Below are 16,996 nucleotides of genomic sequence, written 5' to 3' on the forward strand. Positions count from 1 at the left end.
CAAGGAAAATAGTGCAGATAATATCGAGATATTAGTCAGCTATTTGACACCGTTTGGCAAGATTTAGCCATTTTTAACCCATTTAGATGACCATCGATTGAATTGAGCACATGCCCTAAGCTGTTTGCGCTAAATACTGCCACATCGCTGCGCCATTATTCACAATATGGAGCAGCATTGGTAGTAACAGCGAGCCAGACTTTACACGTGCGTAGCAAAATATCAATGCCAGCACCACGATAGTGCTGATTTCGTAAACGCCATATTGCAAGTGAATCACCGCAAATATCAAACTGGTGATAATACTGGCAATGATCGCCCCACGCTGTTTTTGACTTGGTGAGGCAACGAATTGCTCAGCAATGGCCGACCATACTATGCCGCGAAAGACCAGCTCTTCGTATAATGGCGCAACGATCACCATCGCAAACACCAGTAGCCACACTGAGCTGACTGACTGATACAGCGGATCTACAAATACCAATGGTGATTTATCGAGCCAGTAAGTCAATGCCTGACTGCCAATCATAAATATCAGTAGCAAGCCCAGCATACCGACACCCACCGTTACCGAAAACGGTTTGAGCGCTAGATACTGTTGCCAATTACCACCTCTTAATTGAATCAGCATAACGATGAGGGCGACTAGCAAGATACCGCCAATCATGATCGACACACTCACGACCGTACCATTACTACTGCCAAAGAAAAATACATCAGCCACGCTTGAGCTTTTAGCTGCTGGTAATAACAGCTTGCCTGCAACATATACTCCTAACAATTGACTGATAAAAAACGATATGACCATTCCTACGGTCATTGAAAATGCACCGAAGCGTGAAAATAACGGCAAACGCTCGGGCGCATTTATAGACGGGTCATTAGTAGCACTAGGTTGGTTTGGCATAAGGCGGTGACTCAAAAAAATAAACGAGCAATGCTCCTGACAGCTTCATATAGTTATTCATATAAGCCATTAAATAAGTAGCGAGCATCACTCATGTTGGGAGTTGTTGCTTGATTAAATCCAATACTTGCCGTGACACAGACTCTGGATGCTCAAGCGGGAACATATGACCACCCGCATGGGTTGCATAAGGAATATTGAGTCGGGATTTGATTTGCTGCGGGAAGCGGCGTTTCAAAAACAAACTCTCTTCACCAATAATAAGAGTGACTGGTCGCTTAGGCGCACGGTTTGGGGTCAGCCAATACCATGATGGATTGGTTCGAAAGACCGCCACTTCGCTTGCTTTCGGAATCGCCAATGTTACCTTGCCATCCGCACGCTCATGTAAACCGTGCTCGATATATCCTTGAAAACTACGCTCATCAAAGTTTTTAAAAAAACCTTTATGCCGCATTTTTTCATACGCGTCGGCTCGGCTGTCCCACACATCGCGGCGATGCTTAGACACGCCAGCTGGTGACAGCTTGTCCATCAAACGATTATTCATAAGAGGCAATCTGTCTGCTGTCTTTGCCAAATGCCACAAAAAACTGACTTTGCCATAAATCCAAGGCGGATCCATTAATACCGCCTGAGCAAAATGCTGAGGCGCACGGTACAGCGCCTGTAACGTACACATAGCACCCAGCGAGTGCCCAACAGCCACGACTTGCGAGATGCCATGCTTCTCACAGGTGCTTTTTACACTGTCGATAATCTGTTGAGTCAGTCGACGCCAATGATCATCCACTGGATAATCAGGCGTATTGCCTAACATCGGGATATATTCAATGGTAAAAAACTCTGCTAAATGCTCAAAAAACGGCTGATAAACGGCACTTGGCATCCCATTGGCATGGGCAAAATGTATAACGGGCTTATTGGTTTTTTTGGAGACAGGTAGCGCTGCAAAGGTCTGCAAATTTATTTCATCTCTCATAACAGGCTCTCGTGGGATGGTTTATGTTATATATTATTTTTAATGATTGAACCTTATAGCATTCTTAAGCTAAATATCACCAATATAGCAAAATTGATAGCTATCGCGACATTGATAACGACTTAGTCTTAAAGATTTAGTCTTAAATAAGATATTTATTTAGCATTACATACAATTGAGGCTGAGCATAATTATATGCCCAGCCTCAACAATCATACACAGTATATCTAAAACATTAAACGCTTAACGCATCTTTACGTTACCTTCTTCTTGTGGTAAAAAACCATCAACACTAACGCTAGAGCCAATGCCTGCACCCAGTTGCACGGCAAAACGATCCATAAACATTTGGAACGGATCAGTTGGGCTATAGCTAATCACAGTATCAAGATCTAGTTGCTTACTCAGGCTTGTGATACTACCTGTCTTGTCTGCCAAACCTAGCTCAATAGACTGCTCGCCTGTCCAAAATAATCCTGAGAACAGTTTGTTTTGCTCAGGGTTTTTCAAGCGGTCACCGCGACCTTCTTTTACAGCATTAATGAAATGCTTATGCGTATTGGCCAATACTTTTTCGACATGATTTTCTTCATAATCAGTCAATGGGCGCGACAAGCTTAAAATGTCTTTGTACTCACCAGCCGTAATAGTACGATCTTCTACACCGACCTTGTCCATCAAACCTTTGACATTGTAGCTTGGCATAATGACACCGATAGAGCCAACCAAACTTGATGGATTGACATAAATCTCATCTGCCGCAGAAGCGATGTAATAAGCACCTGAAGCACCAATATCACCGATAACAGCATAAAGCTTTTTATCTGGGTACTCTTTGCGCAAATCCATCATAGTCTGCCAGATTTCATCAGACTGTACAGGTGAGCCACCAGGTGAGTTGATATCTAATGCCACCGCTTTGGAATTACTATTCGCAAAAGCATCTCTCAAAGCTTCATTGACATCATAAGCATTGGCAACATCGTCATTACTGATGACGCCTTGCAGCTCAACCACGGCCAAATGCGGTGCGCTAGTATCAACTGCATCCATACCCGTTGGCGAACTACTACACCCACGACCGAGGGTCAAAAATATCAATAAGATATAACCAAAGGTCAATAATTTAAAGAAAATACTCCAGCGACGAGCGCGGCGCTGCTCAACCACACTAGCCAATAAGGTGTTTTCAATCAGGCGCCATTCTTGTCCGCTTGGCTGGCTTGACTGTGGCATCTGTGTTGGCTGATTTGCCGAATTGTCAGAACGTTTGTTAGGGTCTGGTGGCCAGTTGGGCATATAACTTCCTAAGTCAGAAACAGTCTAAAACGATAAAAGAGATGATATAGAAAATAAATACAGTGAGAAATCAAATTTTCTCACTGTATAGGTCATCTATATTAATAGAGTGCTAAGTATGGTGCTATTTCGGTTATGGTTCAAGAGTGTAACCGTGAAATATCACCATATTATAACGCTGCTATGGTTAAGATGATTTTTAGAATGTATTGTCAAAATAAGATGTCGCGTCCAAATATTATTCTAAGACTCAATGAGCATTCAGAGACAGTGCTGCCTCAAGTGCATTATCATCATGAGTAATGACCTCATTGATACGCTGGCGCTTAATATCATCGGTCGCTAGGTGTGAGGCGCTGTGCCCAAGCCAAGTATGATGACTATAGGCGCTATTATCAAATGGTTCAGCTTGGCAGAGCAGTGACCACAGTTGCCAAACGCGCTGATGGGTATCGGCATCAACAACGATACGTGATGGCAAAGACTGAGCTTGCATAGTAAGTTCTTGGTTGTTTGGTTGCGTATTTTTTGCTGTAGAGGGAATTGCCGTTAGTAGTTGAGAGGTGGCCAGCGGTGAATTGAGTGGATCAGCTGCATTATACTGCAATACTTGTATCGGCAACCTGCTATCGATGGCAAGTGTACAGTCCCACACACTGGCATCATCTATCTTACTCCAGCCCGTCATTGCTTGTAATGATAAACCCCCGTTGGGGAGCTGCCATGAGTCATTTTGCTCACAGCTTTTAGGGCTGATATACGTTTTGGTAGTGACATGCGCTGCATTGTTAGATTCGCTTGCTTCTTTATAAATTTTTTCTCGCTCAAACCAACGATCACTACGCCCTGCTTGCCAATACTGGCTGGTCGGTAGGCGCTGACTTATTCTGGCAACGGTCATCGGCAACAACTCTGAGGCGTTAGGTTTAAATGTATTGTCTGCCTCATTAATAGTGAGCGTATCGGTCAATCCTGCACTGCTGGTCTGTACTACGAGCCCTTCTAAGCGTTTAATCGATAAGGTGCGTAATTGCTGCTCTAATATCGCGGACAGCTTCTCTGCCGTCAAGGTACTTGGCATGGTACGTGTCGCACTAGGCTTGTGGTCTGCCAAAAACAACCAACTCACGCTTCCCTTCGCGGACTGCGCCTTATTATCCTTAACCCCAACCTCGTTATCCATTATAGGGTATTGCAGCACCGCCGCGCTTATATAGTGATCTCCAGTGGGTAATATATATAAAGTTGGTGACGTGGCTAATGACTGCTGGTTGGCATATACCGTCATCATTAATAGCGTCAAAGGCGGTAATGCCAGCCAACGACTGATAAGTCCACGTGGTAATAACCAAGGCAACATCGCCAGCAATACCATCAGTAATATCGCCATATTCACTGGCGTATACAGCCACGCCTCTGACAGCGCTGGCAATGATGTTAACCACGTAATCAAATCATGTAAATTACTGATGATTGCGCTGACCAACACCCAGATGCTATCAGCAAGCGCAGGCCATAATAAGTAGCAAAGCCCAGCTAGTAGATTGAGCGGTACGATGACCCAGCCAAATAAACCAATGGCAAATAAATTGATGACTAGACCCCATAGTGAAGCTTTGCCAAACAATAACAACGTAATGGGTAGCAACGAGATAAATAACCAGAACTGCAACTTAAAGACACGTTTGCCTGTAAGCCATACTTTTATAAGTAAAATACGGCTATATTTAATATCATGCTGAGAGAGAGGTTTCTCTGATTGTGATAACACTGAGTTATTTTGCGACTGTGAAGCACTATCGTATTTTAGCAACAGCGCCACAGCGATAAAGGACAACCAATAACCAGCTTGCCAGAGCACATAAGGATCAAACCATGCCATCAAGACTGCCAGCGCCAACAATACTCGCATCGTACTAATCGGTAGCAAGGTTAATCGTACTAGACCTATCGCCAATAACATCCATGCAGTACGAGCAGCAGGTACATCGAAACCAGTGAATAGCGCATAAATAAAAGCGGCACTGATCATCACCCACCAGCACACTTGCCAGCGTGGTATGTGCCGATATAAAGCTGGATACAGACGATTGAGCAAGAATACGACTGTCCCTGCCAGCATAATCGCTAAAAACAACACATGAGTGCCAGAGATAGCCAGCAAATGTGAAATACCAGCCAGTTGATACAGATCTTTGGTATCGCGATTGATTAAGCTGCGATCGCCTGTGAGCAAACTTAGAGTCACCGCTTTTGCTTGCTGCGTGGCTGTAGTTTGTCCCGCCCACTCTTGATAAAAATGCTGTCGCAATTGCCAACGCCCTTGGTCAATCCGAGTACGAAAGCGCTTAAGATAGGAGCGAGAAGCAGCTTCCAGTTCAGACGACTCATCGAGCGCAAAAGACGACGCGCTGGTCGTCACTATGTTTGCAACCCCATCGATATGACGACCTCGTAACCAGCGATAGCTATCAAATCCAGAGGGATTATTGAGAGCTTGCTCAGAGGTAGCAAGCGGTGCGAGCGTTAACGTCATAAACAGCTGATCACCCGGTCGCAACTGATTTAGATCGGTGACCTGAGCACTTTTAGCGCCTTTTTTTGGATAAGCATTGAGTAGCACTCGATATTCAATATTGCTATCACTACTTTCATTTGAAGTATCATCAAATAAATTATTATTGCTTAGGCTATTTTCTATACCTGTGAAATAATTGACCTTAGCACTATCTAATTCTTGAGCCGTCAACTCAGAAATTAGGGGCGATATATGACTGACGGTAGCGACTTGTCGATAACCGCTATTGGTGACACCATCATAAACGCTATCACTAATACCTTCGATAGTGACCAAAGCCTGTACACGCATAGACTCAGTAATTTTGGTCGCTTCAGCCTGCTGATAACCCATCAAGGCTTGCAATGCGCTACCCATCACCAGCCCCATGGCCAGTATCATTATCAGCAAATAATTGACAATTCGAATGGGAAATTTAGAGGAAGAAGAAAAATATTTAGACGTGTCTTGAGAAAAAAAAGGTTGAGAAGGTTGGTGTTTAGAAGAAAGCTTTTGGACGTTAACTGATTTTATAGACAGCGCTTGACGCTGATTAATAGCTATCAAGACAATAGCAATAATGACTAATAATAGCGGCCAACTGTTAGCGTTATGCAGCTCTATTGATGAATTGATTGGTATCGCCAGACTATCCGCGACTGCCAAAACGCCCATCATAACGATAATCACCAGACTACCAAGTAACCAGTACACCAGCGCTCCTTGCTTAATGAGCTGACTGTTTAGATACAGTCAATTTTAACGGATTATCATTGCTCACAAAAATGGGCGCGAGTATATCGTTTCACTCTAGGGCGTGTCTTCATTTCAAAAATGGTGATAAAAATGAGATAAATTGCCGTCAAACAAGAAAAATAGCGCAGATAATATCGGGATATTAACCAGCTATTTGACGATGTTTGGCAAGATTTAGCCATTTTTAGCCCATTTAGATGACTATCGATTGAATTGAAGACAGGCCCTAGCAATGACGACTGTCTCGTTGGTCAAGCGATAGCATTTATTTTAGTATTGCCCTATACTGATGAGAGGTATTACAATAATAATTATTCGACACTATTACCCTTTTTTTCTGATACTATTCCCACCCGTATTTTATTCCTAATATCTCTTTATATCAGCCCATCAATATGATTGAGCCAGCGGTTGATAACGATTAAAGGCGATACTGTGCCCCAAAAACGTCTTAAAGACTTGCTGCCCACACCAGAGAAAATTCTAGAAAGCCGCATTTTAAAATTATTTGCACCGCATTTGGCTGATCCGCGTTTATGGCATTTTAACCGGCACAGCTTAAATAAAGCGGTCTATATCGGTGTACTCAGTGCATTTTTTCCGCTACCCGGACAGATGCTATTGGCATTAATTGGCTCGCTAATTTTTCGTGCCAATGTCCCTATGGCGCTTGGTTTGACGTGGATCACCAACCCCGTCACTAGCCTACCTATCTTTTATGCTGGTTACTACATCGGCGCTAAGATTATTGATGTGCCGATGATCAGTTTACGACTTATCGGCAGGATGATTGCTGATTTTAGCTTGTGGGTACTATCTGATGGCGCCAACCCCTTTATCACTTATCACGGTACTGTTTCATTAACCGCGTTTTGTGTGGGAAGCGCCATACTCGCCATTATTACCAGCATCATTTGCGGATTGGCATTTAAGGCTATTTGGCGTTATAAAACCGTGTCAAGCTGGCAAAAACGTCAGCACACCGCTCAAGAGAAACCGCCTAAACGATAATCTGCAACCTCAACACATACGGCTCATTGAATCCAATTACTCGTCTTCTTTGTCTTTTTCTATCGCTGCTAGGACATTGTCTGTAAAGCTGCTATCCATCACAAAGATATCGACCACTTTTTCGTCTTTGAGCAGGGTATAGCGTTTACCAGTGGCGCTGTCCTGCGCTTTTAAATCGTAATCAACACCTGCCAGCGTAATAGAATCAAAAACTGAAGTAAGTAGTTCAATCTGTGCATCTTTGTCGACGGTGTCAAACAACGTTGGATCAATATACGGTTTCAATGGCTCATTGCCTTCTTCGGCACTACCAAAAGCAGCGATTGGATCTTCATCTTCATTCATTGTCATTATCCTTGTTCTATTAAATAAGGCTACTACAGCCGATTCTATATAAAAAATACATCAGGTACATTGTTAGGATCACTCTGTCTGCACCTGCACTACTCTTTACTGCATCCAATTATACTCAGCAAACTATAGTTGGCAACCTATTTTTTATACTCTACTTTATGATATTTCTTCTAAAGCGTGTCATCATTTTAAGTAAAGTAATAAAAATGAGCCCCATTGTAGCCAAACAAGAAAAAAAGCGAAGATAATATCGAGGTATTAACTGGATATTATCTTCGCTTTTTGGCAAAACTTAGCCATTGTTAGCTTATCTATATGACTGTTGATTGAATTGAGGACATACCTTAAATACTTAGGATACCTCACACTTAAGCCATTTAGTATTGTTCCCAATGACCATTACGCAGTAACAGCTGACGATCCGCCAATGCCGCCAAGTTACGGTCATGCGTCACCATCAGTAGTGCCGTTTGCATGGTACTTTGCAGCTCTGATAGTAGGCCAAAAACGCTTTGCGCATTGTCATAATCCAAGTTGCCCGTTGGCTCATCTGCCAATATGAGCGAAGGTTTGGTGACGAGTGCACGAGCAATGGCCACGCGTTGACGCTCACCGCCTGATAGCTCGCCAGGTCTATGCGCCAAACGATGCTCTAGACCAACGCTCTCTAATATCGCTATTGCTTGATCTCTCGCCTCAGTCGTTGATACTTTTGGGCGTAGCAGCAATGGCATCGCGACGTTTTCAATGGCAGTAAACTCAGCCAATAGATGATGAAACTGATAAATAAATCCCAAATGCTTATTACGCATCGCACCGCGTTCGGTCTCATTCATACTGTTTAACAACTGACCATGCAACCAAACTTCACCGCTGGTTGGCGTATCCAATCCACCCAGCAAATGTAGCAAAGTGCTTTTGCCCGAGCCGCTGGTACCAACGATAGCGATGCGTTCACCCGCGTGGACGGTCAAATCCAAGCCTGTCAATACTTGGGTGCTAACTGCACCTTCATCATATATCTTATTAATATTGGTCGCTTTTAGAATGGCAGACATAGCGCTTCCTTTATTTTATTTATACCGATATTCATGATTTTTTTAAACCTGACTAAACATTCTAGCCTTGAGCGCGCGAGTAAATCCGCGGCTCAATCCCTCGCTTATGGCTTTAATTATTCATAGCGCAGTGTTTGTGCAGGCTGAATTTTAGCCGCTCGGCGTGCTGGATAAATCGTGGCCAAAAAGCTCAATATGAACGACGCACCAGTAATCAATATCACATCCGTCAAACGCAGCTGTGATGGTAGGTAATTGACAAAGTAAGCATCAAAAAGATTGAGACCGAAGGCTTGATTAATAAAGCCTAGAATGTCGCTAACCGTGAGCGCAAATATAACGCCCAGTATCGTACCCGCAATCGTACCGATGACGCCGATGACCACGCCTTGTACCATAAATACTTGGGTAATCAGACGAGGTGACGCGCCAAAGGTTTTGAGAATCGCAATATCCGCTTTTTTATCCGTGACCAGCATCACCAAGCTTGAAACAATATTAAATGCTGCCACTAGGATGATTAAGAACAGTAGCAATCCTACCATGGCTTTTTCCATTTGGATCGCCCCAAATAGATTGCCATGCGTTTGCGTCCAGTCATTCGGATAGAGTCGATCAGGGGCAATGGCAGCCGCTTTTTGAGCAGCGATGGGCGCGGTAAAGATATCATTTAGCTTCATACGGATACCTTGAGCACCAGCTGGCAGACGTAACAATTTGCCGGCATCACTCATCGGGATAAAGGCCATGAGGCTGTCCACTTCTGGACTGATACTAAAAATACCCGTGAGGGTAAAACGCTTAAAGCGCGGTATCACACCAGCAGGTGATGGCGATGCTTCTGGCAACACCAAAGTCACCTTATCACCGATACTTAAGCCCAGTGATTGCACCATCTCTTCACCCAGTACAATACTAAAATCACCAGCTTGCAGCGTGTCGATACTACCTTCAGTCATATGATCGTTGATGATCGAGACATTTTTTTCGTACTGAGGATCGACGCCAGTGACCATAATGCCTGCCACTTGGCCATTCGACGTCAGCATGCCTTGTAATTGAATGAAGGGTGCCACAGCAGCCACTTCTGGATCTTCTTTGATACGATCTGCCAATTGTTCCCAATCGCCAATCACCTCACTTGAGATGACCGTTGCTTGCGGCACCATGCCCAAAATACGGGTTTTTAGCTCACGGTCAAAACCATTCATGACCGACAGTACCGTAATCAATACGGCAACCCCAAGGGTCAAACCTATCATCGAGATCAGTGATATAAAGGAAATAAAACCATTACTACGCTCTGCTCGGGTGTATCGTAAGCCGATAAATAACGCTAAAGGACGAAACATATTCAAACTCTTTATCTTATCTACGTGCGACCTTTATATGCGCCAAAACGAGCAGCGACAAACGCCTTATATATGGCGTCTGCCATACCAACATATAAATCGAACACAAAAATAGGGTTTAAAATAGGCCAGATTTGGCCATCAAAAGGGAGCTAGTTTGACACAATTTGGCAGATATGTGCCAGTCATTAGCAAAAACTGCGCGTATTTTTTAATAAAAATAGGGTTTTGTTATTATTTTTTATGAGGGGCTTGCTATTACTTGCGTCTATACCTATATATTGTATGCTAAGGACAATTGTCACTAACCCCTCATTGTTGTTTGCTGACCCTGTGCTGCTGACATTGCTGGCTATCATAGACCAATGATTGTAAATATTGGATGCTAGATAAGCAATCACAGCGTTAGGTCCAAACTTCATCGCTGACTTAAGTTTGAGTATTTTCATGACCATTAATTATCAATATAAAAACATCCAATCCCCTACCAAAATCACATTATCCGACGAGCAAGCTGCGGGTCATGCCGATCATTGGCGTATTTTAACCGATGACATGAGTCAGGATGTGCCAGAGTGGCTACAAAAAATGATCGAAAAAGCAGCCATGCCCAAAGGTCTCAACCCCAACGTCAGCGCCAAAGACAGTTGCTTGTTGTTGTCTGAAGATCAGCCTTGTCACATCAACCAAGTGCTGGCAATGAAAGACGGCAAACCAGAACGTTTTATCAACGCCTACCCTTGTGTTGACAGTCCTTATGGGCTGCATTGCAAAATAGAGCGTATCATCGCCAATGACAACTCGCACGACGCAGTACTGCGCTTACGTACGGCTGATGGCAGTATTATTTATGCCTTTGACCAGCTTTATACAGCCAATCGCCACTTATATCAGCGCGACAGTTCGTATTTTGCGAATTTCAGTGCTTGGGCGCATGAAATTAAGCTGAGCGAACAGCAAGAAGTCATTATGGTCGAAGATCAAGAAGCCATCCGCTACCACCGCGCGTTTAACGACATCGTCGCTGCCAATGACGGCCAAATACCAGACGATCTACAAGAGCAAATCAAAGAATGGAAGCCTGAAACCAAAGAACAAATGGCTCCTGTAGAGATTAACTTGGGTCACATGTGTGCGTATCTGTTCGGTGATACTTTGGGACAAGAAGACGAGGCATGGTGCCAAGGTCAAGTACTTGGCAAGCAAGAAACCGTCTTTAACGGCAAATCAATCATCTTGTTTGATGTGGTAATACTACGTGAGCAAGATGCTGACCCATTCGTGGTACGTATTGGCGCGCTCAATACAGTAGAGACTGCTTCTATCAAAGTACATGATTATATTCAGGCAAATGTTTGGCTACAAGCCGCCATTTACAAAGAAAATCAAAAGTCACAAGACGCGACGGCGCAATCAAAAGCCAGCTAGAGAATTTAACAACTATCCTTAACTATACGTCATTGTGACAGTCATCGATCATAAAAAAATCCCCTAACATAGAATTAGGGGATTTTTTTATGGTCAGTGTGAATGAGATTGATCAAAACTAACCGATTGGGAGAATCTAGAGAATACAGGCTTAAGCCGTTAAGCCATCGTCGTCATTGATTTGATACGCTTGTATAATTCTTTTTGCTCAGCACTTGGACGCGCAGTCTGTACCGCCATCAGTTGTGACATGTCACCTTCGACACGAATTTTGCCACCCATAAACGCACCCATAATTTCATTAGTGTCGAAATCAGTGATGATAGATTGCAAGATACTACGGTCAAGCAAGAGTGTGGTGGTCGCATTATCATTCAAGCCGCGATGCAACAAGCCATCAGCAAAGTTGGCTTCGATGTCTTTGTCCGTGTCGGACACTTTTAGGTTAATAATCATATTAGCCAGCGCTGGCGGCAAATTTAGCTCACCGGCTTCACTACCTAACTTCTCAACGTCATCGAACCATGCATCTGTCAAAAAAACTGCCATCTTATTATCCTTAATGAATGGGGTACTGGGTTCACCTTATGGATTACCGCCGCCCAATTGTGTCCAAATGATTAAACTCGTTATTTTGTCATTGTTGTCATAACAATGGATAGGAAATCTACTATCGATATTCTTCAGCCTCATTATAAAGGGCGATTTGATGATAAGTAAAACCTATTTATAAAGCTAATGTTGCCATTGTTACAAAAATTTCTCTAGAGTTTGTCCTTGTACCCTGCAATTCGTATCATTTAACCCTCTAGAATAGTCTTAAAATTGGGTATAAAATAGGCTCCTAGCATAACTACAAAGAGTTGCCTGCCTATATTTTTACCAAAGAGTTTGTATTTTGCCGCATAGTTCTGATGATATTTGATTAGGATTGCGTTACAATACCCTTAAACAGAGTCGGGAGTTTTAACTAAACATTACGTTAATCTGTTTTTTTGTCAGCCGCCGCTAGCATACATCAATGGTCAATAATATTTTATTACCAGATGGATACCAGTATCTATCTTCGTTAGTGCTGTTATTTTCAGTAGTAATTAAGATAAATCCTTAACATCGCTAGATGTTTGATGCTTAATTATACGGCGCCACTCCTTATTCCCCTTAACGAGTTATTAACAATCCTACTATCAACTGGTTGTAAGCGAGATATTTTTCTAGCGCTTCCCCCTTCCTCTTTGCATCAGTAGATACCGAGTGGAAGCTTAGCTTGATAGTTAATAACCTTAAGATGATAAATGAGTCAAAAAACAGCATGTACCGCAGTCACTATTTGCTCGCATCAATTTATTTGATACAGATAGCGCGGAGAGTTAGTTAATTCTGTTGATAATTCGGGCTGTAAAGGAATCATCCAATGAGTTTACAAAACACAGCAGTCGCCCCAGTTGACCGTGAGTATGAAATTACTGTCGTAAGATTTTTTACGATAATGGCCGTTGTATGGGGCATCGTCGGCATGAGTCTTGGCGTGTTCATTGCTTCACAGTTAGCATGGCCAGCACTTAACTTTGACATCCCATGGCTGACCTTTAGCCGTCTAAGACCGCTACATACCAATGCGGTTATTTTTGCGTTCGGTGGCTCTGCCCTGTTCGCAACGTCTTACTACATCGTCCAGCGTACCTGTAAGACACGCTTGTTCGCACCGTATTTGGCTTGGTTTACCTTTTGGGGTTGGCAGGCTGTTATCGTTTCTGCTGTCATTACATTACCGCTAGGTTTGACCTCGAGTAAAGAATACGCTGAGCTTGAGTGGCCAATCGACATATTGATTGCGTTGGTGTGGATATCTTATGCCATTGTTTTCTTCGGAACACTCATCAAACGCAAAACCTCACATATCTATGTGGCTAACTGGTTCTTTGCCGCTTTTATTATTACGATTGCGTTACTACACATTGTAAATAGCATGGCGATTCCGGTTAGTGCGTTTAAATCTTACTCGTTATTTGGCGGTGCAACCGATGCCATGGTGCAATGGTGGTATGGACATAACGCGGTCGGTTTTTACTTGACGGCAGCTTTCCTTGGGATGATGTATTACTTTGTCCCAGTACAGATTGGTCGTCCTATTTATTCGTATCGTTTGTCTATTGTTCACTTTTGGGCATTGATTGCGTCTTATATGTGGGCTGGCGGTCACCATTTGCATTATTCGGCGCTTCCTGATTGGACGCAGTCATTGGCAATGGTATTCTCCATCATCTTATTCGCGCCGTCTTGGGGTGGTATGATTAATGGTGTCTTGACGCTATCTGGTAGTTGGGATAAGTTACGTACCGATCCGATCATTCGCTTTATGATTGTGGCACTGTCATTCTATGCCATGTCGACATTCGAAGGCCCAATGATGTCTATCAAAACCGTTAATGCGCTATCGCATAATACGGATTGGACAATTGGTCACGTACACTCAGGTGCGCTTGGTTGGGTGGGCATGATTACTATTGGTTCGTTATATGTACTGTTGCCTCGTATTTATAATAAGCCAAAAATGTACTCTATCAGCTTAATCACCACGCATTTCTGGCTAGCGACGGCAGGGACTATCTTTTACATCGTATCAATGTGGATCTCAGGTATTGGCCAAGGCATGATGTGGCTGGCTACTAACCCAGATGGTACTTTGGTATATAGCTTCGTTGATACGGTTGAGTTCTCACATTTCCCATATATTGGTCGTGCTTTTGGTGGCTTCTTATATGTGTCGGGTATGTTTGTGATGGCATATAACGTTTATAAAACACTTAAGATGCCTGAAGGTAAGCCTGTAGATGTTGCTGATCCTACGGATCACGAATCTAGTGTCAATACCTCGACAGCTAAAGTATAAGGAGCGATCATGGCTGGTACACCGCATGAAATTATTGAAAAAAATACAGGCTTGTTGGTCATCGGTATCGTTATTGCGATTAGTTTTGCAACGTTAGTTGAAATCGTACCGCTGATTTATGATAACAAGGGTCCAGAAGAAGGTGGCGTGAACGCCCCACTACCTTCTATGGAGCCATGGACTGCGCTTGAATTTGAAGGTCGTGATATTTATATTCGTGAAGGTTGTCACGTCTGTCACACGCAGATGGTTCGCCCACTGCGTGCTGAAGTTGAACGTTATGGGCCGTATTCACGTGCCGCTGAATCAACATGGGATCATCCATTCTTATGGGGTTCAAAACGTACAGGGCCTGACCTAGCACGTGTTGGTGGACGCTATTCGGAAGACTGGCAAAAGCAACATCTCATTGCGCCACGGTCACTAGTACCTGAGTCAGTGATGCCAGGTTTCCCTTGGCTTGCGACCAACGAAGTCAACGGTACGAACGTACAAGCGAAGATGCGTCTATTCCGCGATCGTTTTGGCGTACCTTACACTGAAGAAGATATTGAAGGTGCTCCTGATGCTGTGCTTGGTGCCACTGAGCTTGATGCTTTAGTCGCCTACCTTCAGCAGTTAGGCACCGCAATGGAAGGACAGCGCTAATGGGTATTGGTGAATTACAAACAATTGCGACCGTCTCTGCCTTTGTTGCCTTCGTAGGCGTTGCATGGTGGGCGTATTCGCCAAAAAACAAAAAACGCTTCGAAGAAGATGCACAACTTGCGCTTGATGACGAGGATATAAAGTCTCTGTCTGAAGAGCAGCGCAATAAGGATAAACGATGACATTTTTTTGGAGTTCTTGGATCACGCTATTCAGTTTCGGCTGCTGGCTTTTCATTCTTGGCGTTCTACTGTTTGTATTAAAATACAAGCCAGACGTCGAGGAAGACGGTACCACTGGTCATGAATATGATGGTATCCGAGAATACGACAAACCACTCCCTAAATGGTGGTTGGTGATATTTTTTGGCTCAATCGTTTGGGGTGTCGCTTACTGGGTATTTTTCCCAGCAATGTTCCCAGCACACTGGGAAGGCATCGCCACCGTAGAAGTCGATGGCGAAACCGTACCATGGACCTCTAAGAACGAGCTATTCAGTGAGCTTGAAAGCAATAATAAAATCTTTACCGATAATTTTGAGCAAAGCATCTTGGTAAAAGCAGATGCAGCGGGCGCGACTGCGACATTGGGTACACTTAATGAGTTGCAAGCAACCATGCGTCGTAGTGAGACACCACCTGCAGATTTGCAAACACAAATTGACGGAAAAATTGCTGAGCTTGCCCCTTATATTGAAAAGCTGTCTGAAAATCCGAACGCCCTAAAAGTCGGTAGCCGTTTGTTCTTACAGAACTGTTCGGTATGTCATGGCTCTAATGCGAAAGGTGCAACAGGCTACCCTAACCTAACTGATAATGATTGGTTATATGGCGGCGAAGCACAAAATATTTTGACCACGCTACACAATGGCCGCGTTGGTGGTATGCCAGCATGGCGCGATCAGATCGGTGAAGACGGTGTGCGTGCAGCATCAGAATATGTATTATCGTTATCGTCGAATAACGGTAGCAAAAGCAACGGCAAACTTGATCAGACATTGGTTGCTCAAGGTTCAGCTATCTTCCAACAAAATTGTGCGTTATGCCATGATAAAGACGGCAAAGGTATGATTTCAGCGGGTGCGCCAAACTTAACTGATACCATTTGGTTATATGGCGGCGAGCGCGAAACGGTACGTAATACTTTACGTTACGGACGCGCAGGTGTGATGCCGCAGTGGGAAACGAAGCTAGGTAATGAGCGTATTATGCTACTTGCTGCTTATATTTACTCTTTGTCAGACAAGCCAGCTAAAGCCACTCAAGCCCTACCTATTACTGCTACTGCGCCAAAAGCAGCAGCACCGGCAGCAGCTACCGTTAACTAAGACTACTTTAGTCAGTCGTTATAGGATAAATGGATAAGATCGAAAAAAGGGAGAACTGTTATTGCAGTTCTCCCTTTTGTTTGGCAATTTGGCTGAAAATTTTAGTTTAAGCGCTTTCATGTCTTTGTCATGATACTTATTTACTCTGCAAAGCCAGCTGTGCAGGCGACTCGACGGTAACCAGTCGGTCAATATAATTTGGATACAATGATTGTTTTTGAGCATTATTACCCCATTTATAGTAGGGATAATGCTAAAATAGCACGATTTGAAAACCACGAATCGATCGCCATTTTTAGTATGAATGGTTCAATCGTAATTGGCTATTTACAATCGCTCACTTGGTAGCAGGGTTCGCTGTTTTTTACAGTGATTATCCCACTCAGCTACTTACTGACATTGATAACATCGCACATCCCGACAT

At 43.5% G+C, this 16,996-nt stretch carries 14 protein-coding genes; 6 read left to right on the plus strand and 8 right to left on the minus strand.

Features of this window, described 5'->3' with window-relative positions; all coding sequences use genetic code 11:
- Positions 1 to 115: 115 nt before the first annotated feature.
- The 4 genes from IOD06_RS06425 to IOD06_RS06440 all read right to left on the minus strand — a co-directional run bounded on the left by IOD06_RS06425 (position 116) and on the right by IOD06_RS06440 (position 6,459).
- Complete coding sequence (locus IOD06_RS06425) at positions 116 to 907, minus strand: CPBP family intramembrane glutamic endopeptidase (protein WP_227669939.1); 792 nt, start codon at positions 905 to 907, stop codon at positions 116 to 118.
- Between the two features lie 91 nt (positions 908 to 998).
- Positions 999 to 1,889, minus strand: a complete 891-nt coding sequence (locus tag IOD06_RS06430) for an alpha/beta fold hydrolase (protein WP_194620038.1) — start codon at positions 1,887 to 1,889, stop codon at positions 999 to 1,001.
- 243 nt (positions 1,890 to 2,132) lie between these two features.
- Positions 2,133 to 3,188, minus strand: coding sequence for a signal peptide peptidase SppA (gene sppA / locus IOD06_RS06435; RefSeq protein WP_194620040.1), 1,056 nt, complete (start codon positions 3,186 to 3,188; stop codon positions 2,133 to 2,135).
- Positions 3,189 to 3,438: 250 nt separating this feature from the next.
- The gene (locus tag IOD06_RS06440) at positions 3,439 to 6,459 is read right to left on the minus strand and encodes a ComEC/Rec2 family competence protein (protein ID WP_194620042.1); all 3,021 of its coding nucleotides are present in this window, start codon (positions 6,457 to 6,459) and stop codon (positions 3,439 to 3,441) included.
- Positions 6,460 to 6,936: 477 nt separating this feature from the next.
- On the opposite strand from IOD06_RS06440, the gene IOD06_RS06445 reads away from it, so the two are divergent.
- On the plus strand, positions 6,937 to 7,512 hold the full coding sequence (locus IOD06_RS06445) for a DUF2062 domain-containing protein (protein ID WP_227679593.1): 576 nt from the start codon (positions 6,937 to 6,939) through the stop codon (positions 7,510 to 7,512).
- A 36-nt stretch (positions 7,513 to 7,548) separates the two neighbouring features.
- On the opposite strand, the gene IOD06_RS06450 is transcribed toward IOD06_RS06445, so the two are convergent.
- The 3 genes from IOD06_RS06450 to IOD06_RS06460 form a co-directional block, all read right to left on the minus strand.
- Positions 7,549 to 7,857 (minus strand): hypothetical protein, encoded by a 309-nt coding sequence (locus IOD06_RS06450; RefSeq protein WP_010199620.1) that lies wholly within the window; start codon positions 7,855 to 7,857, stop codon positions 7,549 to 7,551.
- A gap of 386 nt (positions 7,858 to 8,243) precedes the next feature.
- Positions 8,244 to 8,924: a lipoprotein-releasing ABC transporter ATP-binding protein LolD gene (lolD, locus tag IOD06_RS06455; protein ID WP_010199619.1), complete on the minus strand. Its 681-nt coding sequence runs from the start codon at positions 8,922 to 8,924 to the stop codon at positions 8,244 to 8,246.
- 116 nt (positions 8,925 to 9,040) lie between these two features.
- Complete coding sequence (locus tag IOD06_RS06460) at positions 9,041 to 10,276, minus strand: lipoprotein-releasing ABC transporter permease subunit (protein ID WP_189584548.1); 1,236 nt, start codon at positions 10,274 to 10,276, stop codon at positions 9,041 to 9,043.
- 447 nt (positions 10,277 to 10,723) lie between these two features.
- Between IOD06_RS06460 and IOD06_RS06465 the strand changes: the two genes are divergently transcribed.
- Positions 10,724 to 11,704, plus strand: coding sequence for a hypothetical protein (locus IOD06_RS06465; RefSeq protein ID WP_194620045.1), 981 nt, complete (start codon positions 10,724 to 10,726; stop codon positions 11,702 to 11,704).
- A 159-nt stretch (positions 11,705 to 11,863) separates the two neighbouring features.
- Here the strand turns inward: IOD06_RS06465 and IOD06_RS06470 are convergent, their stop codons facing one another.
- The gene (locus IOD06_RS06470; protein WP_010199611.1) at positions 11,864 to 12,253 is read right to left on the minus strand and encodes a hypothetical protein; all 390 of its coding nucleotides are present in this window, start codon (positions 12,251 to 12,253) and stop codon (positions 11,864 to 11,866) included.
- An 865-nt stretch (positions 12,254 to 13,118) separates the two neighbouring features.
- Here IOD06_RS06470 and ccoN point away from each other — a divergent pair.
- From ccoN to ccoP, 4 genes are read left to right on the plus strand one after another with little or no spacing between them, the layout of a single operon-like run.
- On the plus strand, positions 13,119 to 14,597 hold the full coding sequence (gene ccoN / locus IOD06_RS06475) for a cytochrome-c oxidase, cbb3-type subunit I (protein WP_010199609.1): 1,479 nt from the start codon (positions 13,119 to 13,121) through the stop codon (positions 14,595 to 14,597).
- Positions 14,598 to 14,606: 9 nt separating this feature from the next.
- Entirely contained in the window at positions 14,607 to 15,245 is a 639-nt protein-coding gene (ccoO, locus tag IOD06_RS06480) for a cytochrome-c oxidase, cbb3-type subunit II (RefSeq protein WP_010199607.1), read from the plus strand.
- A complete protein-coding gene (locus IOD06_RS06485; protein WP_010199605.1) occupies positions 15,245 to 15,427 on the plus strand; it encodes a CcoQ/FixQ family Cbb3-type cytochrome c oxidase assembly chaperone in 183 nt (60 codons plus the stop codon). The genes ccoO and IOD06_RS06485 overlap by 1 nt, the downstream gene beginning before the upstream one ends.
- Positions 15,424 to 16,572 (plus strand): cytochrome-c oxidase, cbb3-type subunit III, encoded by a 1,149-nt coding sequence (gene ccoP, locus IOD06_RS06490; protein ID WP_194620047.1) that lies wholly within the window; start codon positions 15,424 to 15,426, stop codon positions 16,570 to 16,572. Before IOD06_RS06485 ends, ccoP begins: the two co-directional genes overlap by 4 nt.
- The last annotated feature ends 424 nt before the right edge of the window (positions 16,573 to 16,996 follow it).

Source organism: Psychrobacter sp. N25K4-3-2 (assembly GCF_015351755.1).
GTDB classification, from domain to species: Bacteria; Pseudomonadota; Gammaproteobacteria; order Pseudomonadales; family Moraxellaceae; genus Psychrobacter; species Psychrobacter glaciei.

Excerpts from the sequence above, each read along its gene's own strand:
- IOD06_RS06425 (WP_227669939.1), bottom strand. The coding sequence starts at position 907 with ATGCCAAACCAACCTAGTGCTACTAATGACCCGTCTATAAATGCGCCC.
- IOD06_RS06430 (WP_194620038.1), bottom strand. The coding sequence starts at position 1,889 with ATGAGAGATGAAATAAATTTGCAGACCTTTGCAGCGCTACCTGTCTCC.
- sppA (WP_194620040.1), bottom strand. The coding sequence starts at position 3,188 with ATGCCCAACTGGCCACCAGACCCTAACAAACGTTCTGACAATTCGGCA.
- IOD06_RS06450 (WP_010199620.1), bottom strand. The coding sequence starts at position 7,857 with ATGAATGAAGATGAAGATCCAATCGCTGCTTTTGGTAGTGCCGAAGAA.
- lolD (WP_010199619.1), bottom strand. The coding sequence starts at position 8,924 with ATGTCTGCCATTCTAAAAGCGACCAATATTAATAAGATATATGATGAA.
- IOD06_RS06460 (WP_189584548.1), bottom strand. The coding sequence starts at position 10,276 with ATGTTTCGTCCTTTAGCGTTATTTATCGGCTTACGATACACCCGAGCA.
- IOD06_RS06465 (WP_194620045.1), top strand. The coding sequence starts at position 10,724 with ATGACCATTAATTATCAATATAAAAACATCCAATCCCCTACCAAAATC.
- IOD06_RS06470 (WP_010199611.1), bottom strand. The coding sequence starts at position 12,253 with ATGGCAGTTTTTTTGACAGATGCATGGTTCGATGACGTTGAGAAGTTA.
- ccoN (WP_010199609.1), top strand. The coding sequence starts at position 13,119 with ATGAGTTTACAAAACACAGCAGTCGCCCCAGTTGACCGTGAGTATGAA.
- ccoO (WP_010199607.1), top strand. The coding sequence starts at position 14,607 with ATGGCTGGTACACCGCATGAAATTATTGAAAAAAATACAGGCTTGTTG.
- IOD06_RS06485 (WP_010199605.1), top strand. The coding sequence starts at position 15,245 with ATGGGTATTGGTGAATTACAAACAATTGCGACCGTCTCTGCCTTTGTT.
- ccoP (WP_194620047.1), top strand. The coding sequence starts at position 15,424 with ATGACATTTTTTTGGAGTTCTTGGATCACGCTATTCAGTTTCGGCTGC.